15 protein-coding genes are annotated in these 14,061 nt (G+C 64.0%); 9 read left to right on the forward strand and 6 right to left on the reverse strand.

Features of this window, described 5'->3' with window-relative positions; all coding sequences use genetic code 11:
- The first annotated feature begins 188 nt into the window (after window positions 1-188).
- The 4 genes from RI103_RS23325 to RI103_RS23340 are packed head-to-tail and all read left to right on the forward strand — an operon-like array spanning window position 189 to window position 4,620.
- Window positions 189-962: a DUF3348 domain-containing protein gene (locus RI103_RS23325; protein ID WP_310817906.1), complete on the forward strand. Its 774-nt coding sequence runs from the start codon at window positions 189-191 to the stop codon at window positions 960-962.
- Between the two features lie 10 nt (window positions 963-972).
- A complete protein-coding gene (locus RI103_RS23330; protein WP_310817907.1) occupies window positions 973-3,330 on the forward strand; it encodes a DUF802 domain-containing protein in 2,358 nt (785 codons plus the stop codon).
- The gene (locus RI103_RS23335; protein WP_310817909.1) at window positions 3,327-3,974 is read left to right on the forward strand and encodes an OmpA family protein; all 648 of its coding nucleotides are present in this window, start codon (window positions 3,327-3,329) and stop codon (window positions 3,972-3,974) included. Before RI103_RS23330 ends, RI103_RS23335 begins: the two co-directional genes overlap by 4 nt.
- Complete coding sequence (locus tag RI103_RS23340; protein ID WP_310817910.1) at window positions 3,967-4,620, forward strand: DUF2894 domain-containing protein; 654 nt, start codon at window positions 3,967-3,969, stop codon at window positions 4,618-4,620. Before RI103_RS23335 ends, RI103_RS23340 begins: the two co-directional genes overlap by 8 nt.
- 53 nt (window positions 4,621-4,673) lie before the next feature.
- On the opposite strand, the gene RI103_RS23345 is transcribed toward RI103_RS23340, so the two are convergent.
- Together RI103_RS23345 and RI103_RS23350 are read right to left on the reverse strand one after the other, a co-directional pair.
- Window positions 4,674-4,967 (reverse strand): zf-TFIIB domain-containing protein, encoded by a 294-nt coding sequence (locus RI103_RS23345; protein WP_310817912.1) that lies wholly within the window; start codon window positions 4,965-4,967, stop codon window positions 4,674-4,676.
- An 85-nt stretch (window positions 4,968-5,052) separates the two neighbouring features.
- Window positions 5,053-5,805: a TerC family protein gene (locus RI103_RS23350; protein ID WP_310817913.1), complete on the reverse strand. Its 753-nt coding sequence runs from the start codon at window positions 5,803-5,805 to the stop codon at window positions 5,053-5,055.
- A gap of 120 nt (window positions 5,806-5,925) precedes the next feature.
- Here RI103_RS23350 and RI103_RS23355 point away from each other — a divergent pair, with 120 nt between their 5' ends.
- Window positions 5,926-6,804, forward strand: coding sequence for a LysR family transcriptional regulator (locus tag RI103_RS23355; protein WP_310817914.1), 879 nt, complete (start codon window positions 5,926-5,928; stop codon window positions 6,802-6,804).
- On the opposite strand, the gene RI103_RS23360 is transcribed toward RI103_RS23355, so the two are convergent.
- On the reverse strand, window positions 6,780-7,241 hold the full coding sequence (locus RI103_RS23360) for a tellurite resistance TerB family protein (protein WP_310817915.1): 462 nt from the start codon (window positions 7,239-7,241) through the stop codon (window positions 6,780-6,782). The two genes, RI103_RS23355 and RI103_RS23360, sit on opposite strands and share 25 nt — an antisense overlap.
- A gap of 316 nt (window positions 7,242-7,557) precedes the next feature.
- On the opposite strand from RI103_RS23360, the gene RI103_RS23365 reads away from it, so the two are divergent.
- Window positions 7,558-8,643 (forward strand): alpha/beta fold hydrolase, encoded by a 1,086-nt coding sequence (locus RI103_RS23365; RefSeq protein WP_310818553.1) that lies wholly within the window; start codon window positions 7,558-7,560, stop codon window positions 8,641-8,643.
- 190 nt (window positions 8,644-8,833) lie between these two features.
- Window positions 8,834-9,802 carry a hypothetical protein gene (locus RI103_RS23370; protein ID WP_310817917.1) on the forward strand — a complete coding sequence of 323 codons (969 nt, stop codon included), beginning with the start codon at window positions 8,834-8,836 and terminating at the stop codon, window positions 9,800-9,802.
- 171 nt (window positions 9,803-9,973) lie between these two features.
- On the opposite strand, the gene RI103_RS23375 is transcribed toward RI103_RS23370, so the two are convergent.
- Window positions 9,974-10,294, reverse strand: coding sequence for a DUF4148 domain-containing protein (locus tag RI103_RS23375; protein ID WP_310817919.1), 321 nt, complete (start codon window positions 10,292-10,294; stop codon window positions 9,974-9,976).
- Window positions 10,295-10,480: 186 nt separating this feature from the next.
- Between RI103_RS23375 and RI103_RS23380 the strand changes: the two genes are divergently transcribed.
- Both RI103_RS23380 and RI103_RS23385 read left to right on the forward strand, forming a co-directional pair.
- Window positions 10,481-10,672, forward strand: coding sequence for a hypothetical protein (locus tag RI103_RS23380; protein WP_310817921.1), 192 nt, complete (start codon window positions 10,481-10,483; stop codon window positions 10,670-10,672).
- Between the two features lie 133 nt (window positions 10,673-10,805).
- Window positions 10,806-11,555, forward strand: coding sequence for a hypothetical protein (locus tag RI103_RS23385; RefSeq protein ID WP_310817922.1), 750 nt, complete (start codon window positions 10,806-10,808; stop codon window positions 11,553-11,555).
- Window positions 11,556-11,663: 108 nt separating this feature from the next.
- Here the strand turns inward: RI103_RS23385 and RI103_RS23390 are convergent, their stop codons facing one another.
- Window positions 11,664-13,160: a HAMP domain-containing sensor histidine kinase gene (locus tag RI103_RS23390; protein WP_310817924.1), complete on the reverse strand. Its 1,497-nt coding sequence runs from the start codon at window positions 13,158-13,160 to the stop codon at window positions 11,664-11,666.
- Complete coding sequence (locus RI103_RS23395) at window positions 13,157-13,894, reverse strand: response regulator transcription factor (protein ID WP_310817925.1); 738 nt, start codon at window positions 13,892-13,894, stop codon at window positions 13,157-13,159. The genes RI103_RS23390 and RI103_RS23395 overlap by 4 nt, the downstream gene beginning before the upstream one ends.
- Between the last annotated feature and the right edge of the window lie 167 nt (window positions 13,895-14,061).

Here is a 14,061-nt window from a genome sequence, read left to right on the forward strand (position 1 = left end):
GGAGCCGCGAACCGAAGGTGCAGGCCGAAGCTGCAGGCCGAATCGGGTGGTCGAATCAGCTGGCCGGAAGGGTCGTCGAGCAGGGCGCCGGTCAAGTAAAATGCGCCTCGCGCGCGGCCCTCGGGTCGACCGGCGGCCGCCCAATTGCCGACAGCGTGTAAACTGGCGACTTTTTTGTCTCCGGTGGTATGTTGCAAGCCTCCCAGCGCACCGCCCTCAGCGGCCCGGCGCTCATTCGCCTACTGGCTCGCCTCGCGGACGTCGATGTTCCCGAATCCAGGCAATCGCTCTCGGACCGGCTCAGCCAATGGCTCGGCTGGACCGACGCCATTGCGCTGTCCTCGGCACTGAACGGCAATCCGCCCGGCGTCGCCGGCGGCGCCGGTGTACGCGTGTTCGGCAGCGCCGAAGAGTCGGAGTACGTCCGCGCGCGCAGTTCGCTGGCGAAGACCATCACGGGCGACAGCGTGTTTGCGGCCCACCGGCGTCGCGGGTCGGCGCATGCGTCGTCCCAGAGTGCGCCGCCGGAGCCGGCAGCCGATTACGCGGTTTTTCGCCAGCGCTATCTCTCCATCCAGCAGTCGATGGAAATGGGGATCGGCAATCTGCGTGGCCGCCTGCGCGGCATGCTGGCCGCCAGAACACCCGACATGGCGCGGCTCGCGGTGGTCGACGCGGTGATGGAGCGCGCGCTGAGCGAGCGCGAGCGCAATCTGCTGGCGTCGGTGCCCGCGTTGCTCGCTGGGCACTTCGAGCGCTTGCGCGTGGCCGAGCAGGCGACGCTCGCCGCCGCCGAGGCCGCGGGCGACACCGCAGGCGCTGCTGCAAGCAACGCAGCGGCGCTCACGCCCGGCGCATGGGTGAACGTGTTCCGCAAGGACATGCAAAGCGTATTGCTTGCCGAACTGGATATTCGTTTACAACCGGTCGAAGGGCTGCTCGCCGCCCTTCGCGCCAGCTAACTGGGACACTATGTCCAGATATCGTATTGATCTCGTTGTGTTTTTGGCAGGTCTGGCGGCCGTGTGCTGGATCGCCGCCGGCTACCTCGGTTCGAACCCGCTGGCGTTGGCTGTCACCTTATCGATCGGCGTCTGCTACGTGGCGGGCGCGCTCGAATTGCACCGCTACAACCAGGCCACCGCCACGCTCACGCACGCCGTCGCGGGGCTGTCCGGGCCGCCGCCGAACCTCGGCGCATGGCTCGAGCCCTTGCATCCGAGCCTGCGCAACGCGGTGCGCCTGCGCGTCGAAGGCGAGCGGGTGGCCTTGCCTGGCCCGGCGTTGACGCCTTACCTGGTCGGCTTGCTGGTGCTGCTGGGCATGCTCGGCACGCTGCTCGGCATGGTGGTGACCTTGCGCGGCACCGGCATGGCGCTGGAAAGCGCGACCGACCTGCAGGCGATCCGTGCCTCGCTGGCCGCGCCGGTCAAGGGTTTGGGCTTTGCGTTCGGCACCTCGATTGCGGGCGTGGCGACCTCCGCCATGCTGGGGCTGCTGTCCGCGCTGTGCCGGCGCGAGCGCCTGCAGGCGGCGCAGATGCTCGACGTGAAGATCGCGACGACCTTGCGCATCTACTCGCAGAGTCATCAGCGCGACGAGGCGTTCAGGCTTCTGCAACGTCAGGCCGAGGTGATGCCCACGCTGGTCGACCGGCTGCAGACGATGATGGCGGCCATCGAACAACAGAGCCTCGCCTTGAACGAGCGGCAGATAGCCAGTCAGGAGGCATTCCACGGCAGGGCCGAGGCCGCTTACACGCGCCTCGCCAGTTCAGTCGAGCAGTCGTTGAAGGAGAGCGTGGCGGACAGCACGCGGGCCGCCGGCGCGGCGCTGCAGCCGGTCATGCAAGCGACGATGGCCGGCCTCGCGCGCGAGACGACGGCGTTGCACGACACCGTCACGCACGCCGTGCAGCGGCAACTGGACGGACTCTCGAGCGGCTTCGAGACGGCCAGCACGACCGTAGCGGACATCTGGAACAGGGCATTGGCGGGACATCAGCGTGCGAGCGAGGAACTGACGCAGCATCTGCGCGCCTCGCTGGATCGCTTCACCGACACTTTCGAGCAGCGCTCGGCCGGTTTGCTGGACGGCGTCTCCGCACGGCTGGAAAGCACGGCGGGCAGCGTGTCGATCGCCTGGAACGAGGCGCTGGCGCGCCAGGAAAGTGTCGGCGAGAAGCTCGCGGCGAGCAACCAGCAGGCCCTGGCGGCGGCCGCCGCGACTTTCGAGCAGCACGCGGCGTCTTTGCTGAGCGGCGTGGGACAGTCGCACGCGGACTTGCAGACCGAGTTGGCCTCGAAGGACGAACAGCGGCTTGCGATCTGGACCGAAGCATTCGGTGCGATGGCGGCGACCTTGAGCAAGGAATGGGAGCAGTCGGGCGCGCAAACCGCGAGCCGTCAGCAGGAAATCTGCGCGACGCTGGCGCAAACCGCGCGCGACATTGCGGCCCAAACACAGACCCACGCGAGCAACACGATTGCCGAAATCGACCGGCTCGTGCAAGCCGCAGCTCAAGCGCCGAAGGCCGCGGCGAACCTGCAAGCCGAATTGGCCTCGCGGGATCAGCAGCGTCTGGCAGCGTGGACCGAAGCGCTTGGCGCCATGGCCACAACGCTGAGCCAGAAGTGGGAACAGGCGGGTGCACACACCGCGAGCCGTCAGCAGGAAATCTGCGAGACGCTGGCGCAAACCGCGCGCGACATCACGGCCCAGACGCAGGCCCACGCCAGCGACACGATCGCCGAAATCGGCCGGCTCGTGCAGGCGGCCTCGGAAGCCCCCAAGGCCGCGGCCGAAGTCGTTGCCGAACTGCGCCAGAAGCTCTCCGACAGCATGGTCCGCGATACCGCGATGCTGCAGGAGCGCAGCCGCTTGCTGGAAACGCTCGAAACCCTGCTCGACGCCGTCAATCATGCGTCCACCGAGCAGCGCACTGCCGTCGACGCGCTCGTCGCCACCTCGGCGGATTTGCTGGAGCGCGTGGGCACGCGCTTCACCGACAAGATCGAACTCGAAACCGGCAAGCTGGGCTCGGTGGCCGCGCAGGTCACCGGCAGCGCCGTCGAAGTGGCGAGCCTCGGCGAAGCGTTCGGCACCGCCGTGCAAGTGTTCGGCGAGTCCAACGACAAGCTGGTCGCGCACCTTCAGCGTATCGAAACCGCGCTCGACAAATCGCTCGCGCGCAGCGACGAACAGCTTGCGTACTACGTGGCGCAGGCGCGGGAAGTCATCGACCTGAGCGTGATGTCGCAGAAGCAGATCGTCGAAGACCTGCAGCAGCTCGCCAGCCGGCGTGCGTCAGCCGGAGCTGAAGCGGCATGAGTGAGGACATCGACGGCGGCGTGGAGCAGGTCGCGCCGATCTGGCCGGTTTTCGGCGACCTGATGTCGGTGCTGCTGGGCGCCTTCGTCCTGATACTCGTGGGCGTGATCGGCGTGCAGCTGGAGCTTTCGAGCAAGCTGGAGCAGGAGGTCAAGCAGCGTCAGCTCGAAACGCAGCGGCGCAAGACGCTGGAACAGGCGCTGGCCGGCCCGCTCGCCGCTGGGCGCGTGACGCTGGTGAATGGGCGCATCGGTATCAGCGGCAATGTGCTGTTTGCGCTGAACTCGGATCAGTTGCAGCCGCAAGGGCGGGATCTGCTGAAGAGTCTGGCCGGGCCGTTGTCCGCGTATCTCGGCGCCAATGACGAGATTCTGATGGTGAGCGGCTTTACCGACGACCAACGTCTGCGCGAAGGCAACCGTCGTTTCGCCGACAACTGGGAGCTGTCGGCGCAGCGCGCGCTGACGGTGACGCGCGCGCTGATCGACAACGGCGTGCCCGCCGCGTCGCTCTTTGCGGCTGCGTTCGGGTCCGGGCAACCCGTGAGTCCCAATGCGGACGAGCAGGGACGCGCGAAAAACCGGCGCGTGGAAATTGCGCCGGTCCCGCGGCCGTCGACTGTAACGGTGAAGCCTCGTGAGTAGCGGCGGCGAGAGCGATCCGGCAAACGTAGCCCGCACGACGCTCGACGCGTGGCGCGAGCGCGGCGCCGATCGTCTGGATCCGGTCCGCTTCCATTTCATCGACGCGCTGGAGCGGCGCGCGGCCGTCCACAGCGGCGAAACGCGACGGATTCTGGACGAGAGGCTAGCTGGGCTGCTCGAAGACTACGCGGGGCGTATCGAACGGGGTGCGTCTTCGGCTGACGACGCGCGTGTCCATGCTGACGAAGAGCCCGCCGCGCATGCAACGCTCAGGAGCCTCGTCGACTCTATCGCGAGCCAGGATCATGTGCCTGTGGCGACAGGTTTGCCGCGCGCCGACGCGTATCCCGAACTGCCCGCGCTCGATTACTTCAGGGAAGTCTGGTCGAAAGTCCGCACCGAGAAGCAACTGCGGCAGTCGCTGGAGCAAGTGCCGGGGAACGCCGGTCCGCTCAATTCGAGCAGCCTCGTGCACCGGGCGCTCTCGCTCATGCGCGAAGTTTCGCCGGGCTACCTCAAGCAGTTTCTGTCCTACGTCGACGCCTTGTCGTGGATGGAACAGATGAACGGCGGCGCCGCGCCCGCGGGTAAGGATGCGCCGCGCGCCGGCAGCGCCGGCAAGGGTGCTCGCGGTAAAGCACGCTAGTGCGACAGGCGCCGGAATGTTCCCGGCGCTTCTTCCCTCATGGCTGACGGCGCTCAGTCGAAATCGAATACATCGAAAATCGAGCGTTTTTTCTTCTGCGTCCGGTAGCCCGTTCGATGATCGTCGTACCCACGGTGGCCGTCGTACGAATGGTCACGCTCCCGGTGCCCGTCGCGGCTTGCGCGGGGGGCGGGCGGTGCGTCGGAATTGGCCGCGTCCTGCGCAATCAGCTTGTCGAGTTCACCGCGATCGAGCCACACGCCCCGGCAGTCGGGACAGTAGTCGATTTCGATCGAGCGGCGCTCGGTCATCAGCAGATCAGTGGTCTTGCAAACAGGGCATTTCATGGTGTCGCTCCTCAAGAGTACAAAGACATCGAACGCTGGAGCGGGCGAGCCGCCCGATCCGGAAACAACCATCACACGCTATCGATCACTGCCCGGTGCTGAGCGTGCGCTTCGATTTCGCGCGCCGCACCAGCATGTTCATCGCCTCGACGAAAGCGGAGAACGCCATCGCCACGTAGATGTAGGCCTTCGGCACGTGTGAGCCGAAGCCTTCAGCGATCAGCGTCATGCCGATCACGAGCAGGAAGCTGAGCGCGAGCGTGACGATGGTCGGGTTGCGATCGATGAAGCGTGACAGCGGGCGCGCAGCGAACAGCATCACGAGGACCGCGCTGATTACCGCGACGAACATGATCGGCGTGTGTTCGGTCATGCCGACAGCGGTGATGATGCTGTCGACCGAAAACACGATATCGAGCAACAGAATTTGGCCGATCGCGGCCGCCACGGTCAACTGGACCGTGCTGCCCAGCTTGTCGTGTTCTTCTTGCGCATGGACCACGTGGTGGTGAATCTCGCGCGTCGCCTTCCAGACGAGGAACAGACCGCCGCCGAGCAGGATCAGGTCGCGCCACGAAAACGCGTGGCCGAAGAGCGTGACGGCAGGCGCGGTCAACTGCGCGATCCAAGCAACCGTGCCGAGCAGGCCGAGCCGCATCACGAGCGCGAGCATGATGCCGATACGCTGCGTGCGCGCGCGTTGCGCTTCCGGCAGCTTGTTGCTGAGGATCGAGATGAAAATCAGGTTGTCGATGCCGAGCACGATTTCCATCACGACCAGCGTGAGCAGCGCGGCCCATGCGGCGGGATCGGCAACGAGTGCGAGCAGAGTGTCCATGGTGTCCGTAGGCGAATGAATGCGGGTGACGTCGGATTAACGCCATGATCGCTGTCTTATCGCTTCGGATAAATCAGTGATACTCTGAGCGACATATCGTTTTTTTCGAAGTGTCACGCCATGCTCAACTACCGTCATCTGTACTATTTCTGGATCGTCGTGAAAGAAGGCGGCTTTGCGCGCGCGGCCGAACGGCTCGACATGGCGGTTCAGACCATCAGCGCGCAGGTGCGTGAGCTGGAGAAATCGATCGGGCGCCAATTGCTGAAACCGGCGGGCCGCGGCGTCACGATGACCGAAGCCGGCGAGACGGCGTTCAGTCGCGCGGAGCAGATTTTTCAGCTCGGCGAGGCGTTGCTCGACGAGATGCGCGAGGCGGGAAGCGAAGGTGTGGCGCGGCTCGCCGTCGGTCTCTCCGACGGCATTTCAAAACTCGCGGCGCACGCATTGCTGGCGCCGGTTCTCGGCACGCCGTCGCTCAGGCTCCTGTGTCATGAGGGCGAGCACGCGCAGTTGCTGTCGGAGCTCGCACTGCATCGGCTCGATCTGGTACTCGCTTGCCAGCCGGCGCCGCACAACGCCGACCTGCGTGTGTTGAGCCAGCGCCTTGCCGGTTCGCCGGTCGATTGGTATGGCCCGACGGAGATCATCCGCAAAGCCGCTCGTGCGCGATTTCCGCAATGCCTCGCGGACGTGCCCGTGCTTCTGCCGACCCGGCACGCCGCCTTGCGCGCACGGCTCGACCGGTGGTTCGAGGCACAGGGCATTCGGCCGCGCATCGTCGGCGAGTTCGAGGACAGCGCACTGATGGCGGTGTTCGCCGCGCGCGGCCTCGGCGTGTTTCCGCTCGCGGAACTTGGCGCAGAGGACCTGTCGCTGCTGCGGGGCCTGCGCTGGCTCGGCCGCGCGGACGGCGTGATCGAGGAAATTCACGCCATTCGGTCCCGTCGCGGGCAACATCATGGTCTCGCTTCTCAGGTGGTGGCCGGCGCGCGCTGATAACCGCGCACGACGCGCGATGGGAGGCCGTGACGGTTGGTGACCGGCGTCAGGTTCGGTCCCCACGCGTTCAATATGGCGGCGAGCAGGCTGATTTCGCCATCGGCCAGATGGTCGTCGGCGACCGCCACGGCAACACATAAGCGAATGACCTTGCGGCGCAACTCAGGATCGTCGATCTCGTCGATCAAGGTCGTGAGCATGGCCGGGTCGAGATGACCCACCGGCGGCGCGGACGACAGATGCGCGACCAGGTGGTCCTCACACAGCGTCTGCACGATCTGCTCGAATTGCGCGGGTGCGAGACCGAGCTCGCCGGCGATGTTCAATCTCTGGAGCACGCGCTCTTCCGAGCTGCACACGTGGCCGTCCGCCGTGAGAGCCAGCGCGACAATGCGTGCAGCGGCTTGCGGGCTGTTACGCGGATAGGTTCGCATGATTTTTTCCTTGCCTGGACGATGTCCGTAGTGAAGATGAGCCCAGTCTGCGATATGTTCGGGATCGGATAAACCTGCTAATTGCGAAGCAAAGGTTCGGAAAAGACGAAGCTTGGCGGGGCGAACCGAAGGCGGTGTCCGGACCGGATGCTCGCCAAGGCTCTCGTCAGTGCGCTCGACGGTTTGCAGCGTTTGATTACATGGTGACGGCTTTCTATGTTGAAAGCTGGCCGTTTCGTCACCCTGCACGAGGGCGTCGAGTGTGTTTCTTCCGACGAATCACCGCCTTTGGGACCAGCCATACATTCCGCGCGCCATGTCCGCCAATCCGCCCAGTCTCCGGCAGCAGATACGTTTCTGTACCAGCAGCGACGGCGTTCGCATCGCCTATGCGAATTCCGGCACGGGTCCAGTGATCGTCAAGGCTGCAAACTGGCTGAGCCATATCGAATTCGATCTCGAGAGCCCTGTCTGGAGTCATGTGGTCGAGGAACTGAGCCGCAATCACACGCTCGTGCGTTATGACCAGCGCGGCTGCGGGTTGTCTGATCGCGACGTCGCGGACATTTCATTCGAAGCCTGGCTGCAGGATCTCGAGGCCGTGATCGACGCGAGCGGCGTCGAACGCTTCACTTTGCTCGGCATATCGCAGGGTGCGTCGATTTCCGTGGCTTATGCGGTGGCGCATCCAGAGCGCGTGAAGCAACTGATACTCTACGGCGGTTATGCGCGCGGCAAGCTCAAGCGGCAGGCGGGCGACGCGATGCGCGACGAGGCCGAGACGCTCGTGAAACTCGCCGAACTCGGCTGGGGGCAGGAGAATCCGGCCTTCCGTCAATTCTTCACGACGCAGTTCATCCCCGGCGGCACACCCGAGCAGCATCGGTGGTTCAACGAACTCGAACGCATGACCACCACGCCGCGCAATGCCGCGCGGATCATGCGGGTTTTCAACGAGATCGACGTGGTCGATCTGCTCGAACAGGTCACGTGCCCGACGCTCGTATTGCACGCGAGCGGCGATGCCCGCGTGCCGTTCGAAGAGAGCCGCCTGCTCGCGGGACAGATTCCCGACGCGCGTTTCGTGCCGCTCGAAAGCGAGAACCATCTGCTGCTCGATACGGAACCCGCCTGGCTGCGTTGGCGCGAAGAAATCAGAAACTTCCTTTCGGCCGACGTCGCCATCGACCCGGTCTTCGCCACGCTCACGCCGCGTGAGCGCGACATTGTCGAATTGATTGCGGGTGGACGCGATAACGCCCAGATTGCCGCGCGGCTCGCACTCAGCGAAAAGACCGTGCGCAATCACATCACGAGCATCTTTGCGAAGCTCGAAGTGGAGAATCGTTCGCAGGCCATCGTGCTTGCCCGCAAGGCGGGTTTCGATTCGCCCGCAGCCTGACGCTCGGGTCTGCCCGGTCATCCGGGACACAGGTCCCCTCGCATCGCATGAATCGGCGCGGTCCCGGCTGGCAGCCGGGACCACCGCCTCATGTGCGCTCCTGCTCCGACACGGAGAATTCGATTCAGACGGTGACCATGCGAAGTCTCGCTGCGCCGCTCGAATCCCATTCCCGTCGAGGAGTAGTGCCATGAATGCTATCCAGGCTGAGTTGCCGTCCCAGCGTTACGCCAGATGTATTGAAGTGTCCCGGCGTATCCGCTGGGACATCGATCGCGACGTGATTCGCGGACGCCGCTTCGACCTCGCGCACAAGTTCCTGCCCGATGGCCTCACGGAAGTCGTACGGTTGCCGTTCCTGAACGAGACCGAACGCCGCCTGATGTCGCAGGTGCAGGGACGCACTTACGCGAACATGTTCCGACTGGTCGAGCGTTTTGTCGGCGCGAAGATGCTCGAAGTCGGCCGCGATCACGCACTGGGTGACCAGATCGCGCTCGAAGCCGTGATGCGTTTCACCGAGGAGGAACTGAAGCATCAGGAACTGTTCCGCCGCATCGAGATACTGGCCGGTGAAGACATGCCGGCGGGTTATCGCTTCTTGCCGCCGACCGATGACGTCGCGAACTTCGTTCTCGGCAAATCGACGTGGGCCATTCTCGCGCTGACTTGCTGCATCGAAATCGTGACGCAAGTGCATTACCGCCAGAGCATGGAAGTCGACGACAGTCTGTCACCGCTGTTCAAGGACGTGTTCCTGTTTCACTGGAAGGAAGAGTCGCAGCACGCGATCATCGACGAACTCGAATGGGGGCGCGACGATGCGAAGCTCGATGCCACGGCACGTAACGCGGCGATTGGCGACCTGATCGAATTGATCGGCGCGGTGGACGGGTTGCTGCAATTGCAGTCCGAGGCTGACGCGGAATACTTTCTTGCCAATGCTGGGCGGATATTCACGGATCACGAACAGGCTCGCGTGAAAGCCGGGATGCTGGATGCGTACCGCTGGCAGTACATCGTGTCGGGTGTCGAAGAACCACGGTTTTCCCGGCTTTTGACGAGCCTTATCGACGAACGCCAGGGCGAGCGGCTGGGTGCGTCGCTCGCTCCGATCGCGCGGCGCAAGTTGAGCAGTGTGATGCTGAATCAGATGTGATGGCCAGAGCTGGTCGTCTGGTCACCGATGAGGCGCCGGTGTCGTCATCATGGTTCATCAACGCCCGCCTGTAAGGAGTTTGATGCCGGCAAAAAAGAGCGTCGATCTGAAGCAGACCGACGCTCAAAGGAAGAACCCACTGTCCACAGGTTCACACACACGGCATCGCCATCAATGCGTCGGCATGGTCTGCATTGCCGGCTGGTTGTCGTTGAGCGCGCTCGTTTGGGCTGCGTGCATGGCAGCCACTTTTCTTTCCGCTTCCTGAATGTCGGCGGGATAGTTACTGTCGTCGCCGCGAGACGGGTCGTATCCGGCGGCTTCCAACTCCTCGAGTTCATGGCGCACGTCGGCGCGCGTGAGCTGATGCGTGGCGGGCGTGGTCGAGGTTTGCGCATAGGCGCCGTTCGATGTCGCCAGAAGGGCGGCGCTTACGACGAATGTGGCGGACAGGGCCCGGACCGTGAGACGGTTCAGCGAGGTCAGTTTCATGTCAATACTCCTCAATGTGCGAGCGCAAGTTCGAACTCGACGTGAGTCGGCATCAGCACGCTCTGAACCGGTAAACCATCGGAGTGGAGTTCTTATTCCCGGCAGAGCGTTGAAAAGAGAGCGGGAATAACCGTGTCGGATTCGGAGTCTTGCAGTTCGTGAAGACACGAATTGGGGGTGATCAAAATGGACATCATCGACATGGCCCGTCAGTCAGGGATGGCGGTTATTCTCGACGCCCGGATCGGCCGCGAGGAATACCACAGTGTGTGCGGTTCGCTGTCAGCGCTGCAGAAATTTGCCGACGCTATTCGCTATACGACGGCGAACCACAGAACGGGCGACAAGCGGCAGGAACGGCCTGCACGTGGTGCCTGAAATGAATCGAACACGTATCGCCGCCTGGAAGCCGCCGTGCCCGGCAGACTTATTCCGAGCCGCCGGGCGCGAACCGCCAGCGTTTTTTCGGCGGCCGCTGAGTTTGTCCGCGCTCAACGTCAGGGAATCGACCGTGCATGCTCTGCTGCGTCGTTTTCAGCTCGTGTCCGGCGTGGTTCTGCTGGTCTATCTTTTTCTGCATCTGGTCAATCATGCGCTGGGGATCTGGTCGCTGGATCTTGCCGGGCGCGGTCTCGTGCTGGCGCTGCGGTTATGGCGCAGCGTGCCTGGAACGGTGCTGCTATATGGCGCGGCGTTACTGCATTTTTCACTGGCGCTGCGAACCATCTACGGACGCCGCCACTGGACGCTGCCGCTGACTGAATGGGTTCGACTTTGGGCGGGACTGAGTCTGCCTCTGCTGCTGATCCGGCATGCCGTGTCCACCCGGCTTGCCTCCTCGCTGTACGGCTTTGAACCGAACTATGAGCGCATTGTGATATCGCTCATCACCAGCGGCACCCAGGGCTTGCAGCTTGCACTACTCGCGCCGGGCTGGCTGCATGGTTGTCTCGGACTGTGGCTGCGCGTGCGCCATCGTGCCATGGCGCGTCGCGCGAAGCCGGCTCTGATCGCGCTGCTTGTTGTATTGCCGTTGCTTTCCGCTGCCGGGTTTATACGAATGAAGCAAACGGTCGTCGCAATCAGTGTCGGGCCATTGCGACCCGATCCGAAACTGGTCGCGCATCAAGTCACGCTCGATGCATGGCGCCACAATATCTTGATGCTATATCTGTGCTTGCTGATAAGCGCGTTCGCGGCGGGTCAAGTACGCAACTGGCTGGAGCGTCGGCGACTTCGGAAAGCGGCGCTCAACGTCTGACTCTCGGAATTCGTGAAAAGCCGATGCGGCTAAGAAGATGCCGCCGAGCTTCAGGTGCAGCGCCAAGGTCTCGCGTCCATCTCTGGCATCGAGGATCGGCGCCAGACATCACATAAGCACGCCGGCGACACTCGACCTGGCAGCGGCCGTCGGCAACTCGAAGCAGAACGTCGTGCCGGTTCCCGCCGTTTCGAGCAGACGTATCTGGCTATGGTGCAATTGCAGCATGCGCTGGACGATCAGCAACCCCAATCCACCGCCCCGATGCGCGCCGCCGGAACTGAATGGGCGTTCGAACAGACCCTCGCGCTGCTCGGGCGGAATGCCGGGGCCCGTGTCGCTGACCGTGATCGACACCTTGCCGTCCTTGTGCGCGAGATCGACTTCGATCGATCCTTCGGCGGGTGTATGGCGAATCGCGTTGTCGAGCAGATTCGTCAGCACGCGCTCGATCATGCCGAGATCAGCGCAAACGTTCGGCAGGCGTGGCGGAATGACCGCGCGCAACTGAATGTGCCGCGCCTCGGCCGGCAATTCGAATTTCTGAAAGACGTCCTGCACCAGATCAACCAGCGAGAACTGTTCGAGCGCGGGTTGCACGTTGCCGTGTTCGAGCCGGGCCAGTTCGAACAAGGCCTGCGCCAGCCGGCCTACCTTGACGCTTTGTGCGAGCGCGATCGCCAGATAGCGTTTGCGCTCCGTTTCGCCGAGCGTGTCGGACTTCAGCGACAGCGTTTCGAGGTAACCGTGCAGCGAGGTCAACGGCGTGCGCAGGTCGTGCGAAATATTGGCGATCAACTCGCGGCGCTGCTGGTCCTGCCGCCTCAACGCGCGCCATTGTTCGCCGATGCGGTTCGCCATCTGCGCGAACGTCGCTTCGAGTACGGCGATTTCGTCGCGCCGTCCGGCCGGCGACGAACGCGGCACGCTCGGCTGGGTGTCGGGCTCGCCCTGCGCATCGAAGCGGCGCATGGCGTCGGTCAGGCGGCGCAGCGGCCGCGTGATGAGGCCGAAGGCGGTCAAACCGGCGAGCAGGCCCAATAGGGCGACCAGCGCCATCGACCACAATGTCGTGCGCAGCACGGAACTGGCCGCCACGCGCGCGGCCAGCGCGTCGTGTTCCTCGCCGAGCAGGACTACGTAGATATAGCCGGACGGCGCCTGTCCGCTCAGTTGCAGCGGCGCGGCGCTGAACACCTTTTTGCCGTCGACGCTGCGCGGATCGTCGCCGAGAATCGGCAGCGGCTCTCCCGCGATGAACTGCCGGATGGGCGCAAGATTCAGCTGTTCACGCTTGACGTGTCCCACGGGCGCGTCGTCGCCCTGAATGCGCCCTTGATTGTCGAGCAGATACACCTCGACGCTCGGATTCACCCTCATGAGCTGGCCGAACAGTTGCCGGACCGCGTCGGGCCGCAAGCCGCTGGCGTCCATCAGCGTGGTGCGGTGAGCGATATGGTCGGCGAGATTGCGCGACAGGCTCTGGATGACTTCCTTTTCGTGCAGATCGCTCGAACGGATTTGCAGGAAGGCCGACGCGCCGCAGCATGCCAGCAGCAGCACGGAGAAAACGAGCGAGAGCCGCTGGGTCAGCGTCAGATTCACGATGCGTCCTTCGGTGCGCCGGCTGGCTCGCCGGGCACGGCGAGCTTGTAGCCGCGTCCCCAGACGGTCAGGATGCGCTCGGGTTGGGCCGGATCGGCCTCGATCTTCGCGCGCAGCCGGTTGATATGAGTGTTGACGGTGTGCTCGTAACCCTCGTGCTGATAGCCCCACACCGCATTGAGCAGGTCCATGCGCGAGAACACTTTGCCGGGATGCCGCGCGAAGTAGTAGAGCAGGTCGAATTCGCGCGGCGTGAGTTCGATCGGCTTGCCGTCGACGGCGGCTTCGCGCGTGAGCGGATCGATCGACAAGCCGGCGACGCGCAGACTGCCGGCTTCGAGTTTCGAGTCTTTCGCCAGCGCGTCGACGCGGCGCAGCAACGCCTTCACGCGCGCCACCAGTTCGAGCACGGAGAACGGTTTGGCGAGATAGTCGTCCGCGCCGAGTTCGAGGCCGAGAATCCGGTGTACTTCGCTCGAACGCGCGCTGGTGATGATGATCGGCGTATAGCGCGTCATCGCGCGGGCGCGCCGGCAGATTTCCAGTCCGTCGACGCCGGGCAGCATCAGATCGAGAATCAGCGCGTCCCAGCCGCCTTGTTCCAGCAGGCGCAACCCTTCATTGCCGTCAGCGCTGTGGACGACTTCATAGCGCTCGTCGCGCAAATGCAGACTCAGCACGTTGGCGATGTCGACGTCGTCTTCGACGATCAGGATGCGCTTCGGATTGTCCATGGTGGGCTAGAGCCGCGGTTCAGGGCGTGTTGAGGAGGAGGGCCGGGGCACGGCCGCCGGGAAAGGCGGCCATGGCGCCATTGTGCAAAATTTCCGGGCAGCGAGTTATCACATTTAATTTAACTTTTCGTGAGGACTTCGACACCGCCGGCGCTCTAGGATGTGGG

This window comes from Paraburkholderia sp. FT54 (assembly GCF_031585635.1).
GTDB lineage: Bacteria > Pseudomonadota > Gammaproteobacteria > Burkholderiales > Burkholderiaceae > Paraburkholderia.

Excerpts from the sequence above, each read along its gene's own strand:
- RI103_RS23325 (WP_310817906.1), top strand. The coding sequence starts at position 189 with ATGTTGCAAGCCTCCCAGCGCACCGCCCTCAGCGGCCCGGCGCTCATT.
- RI103_RS23330 (WP_310817907.1), top strand. The coding sequence starts at position 973 with ATGTCCAGATATCGTATTGATCTCGTTGTGTTTTTGGCAGGTCTGGCG.
- RI103_RS23335 (WP_310817909.1), top strand. The coding sequence starts at position 3,327 with ATGAGTGAGGACATCGACGGCGGCGTGGAGCAGGTCGCGCCGATCTGG.
- RI103_RS23345 (WP_310817912.1), bottom strand. The coding sequence starts at position 4,967 with ATGAAATGCCCTGTTTGCAAGACCACTGATCTGCTGATGACCGAGCGC.
- RI103_RS23350 (WP_310817913.1), bottom strand. The coding sequence starts at position 5,805 with ATGGACACTCTGCTCGCACTCGTTGCCGATCCCGCCGCATGGGCCGCG.
- RI103_RS23355 (WP_310817914.1), top strand. The coding sequence starts at position 5,926 with ATGCTCAACTACCGTCATCTGTACTATTTCTGGATCGTCGTGAAAGAA.
- RI103_RS23360 (WP_310817915.1), bottom strand. The coding sequence starts at position 7,241 with ATGCGAACCTATCCGCGTAACAGCCCGCAAGCCGCTGCACGCATTGTC.
- RI103_RS23365 (WP_310818553.1), top strand. The coding sequence starts at position 7,558 with ATGTCCGCCAATCCGCCCAGTCTCCGGCAGCAGATACGTTTCTGTACC.
- RI103_RS23370 (WP_310817917.1), top strand. The coding sequence starts at position 8,834 with ATGAATGCTATCCAGGCTGAGTTGCCGTCCCAGCGTTACGCCAGATGT.
- RI103_RS23375 (WP_310817919.1), bottom strand. The coding sequence starts at position 10,294 with ATGAAACTGACCTCGCTGAACCGTCTCACGGTCCGGGCCCTGTCCGCC.
- RI103_RS23380 (WP_310817921.1), top strand. The coding sequence starts at position 10,481 with ATGGACATCATCGACATGGCCCGTCAGTCAGGGATGGCGGTTATTCTC.
- RI103_RS23395 (WP_310817925.1), bottom strand. The coding sequence starts at position 13,894 with ATGGACAATCCGAAGCGCATCCTGATCGTCGAAGACGACGTCGACATC.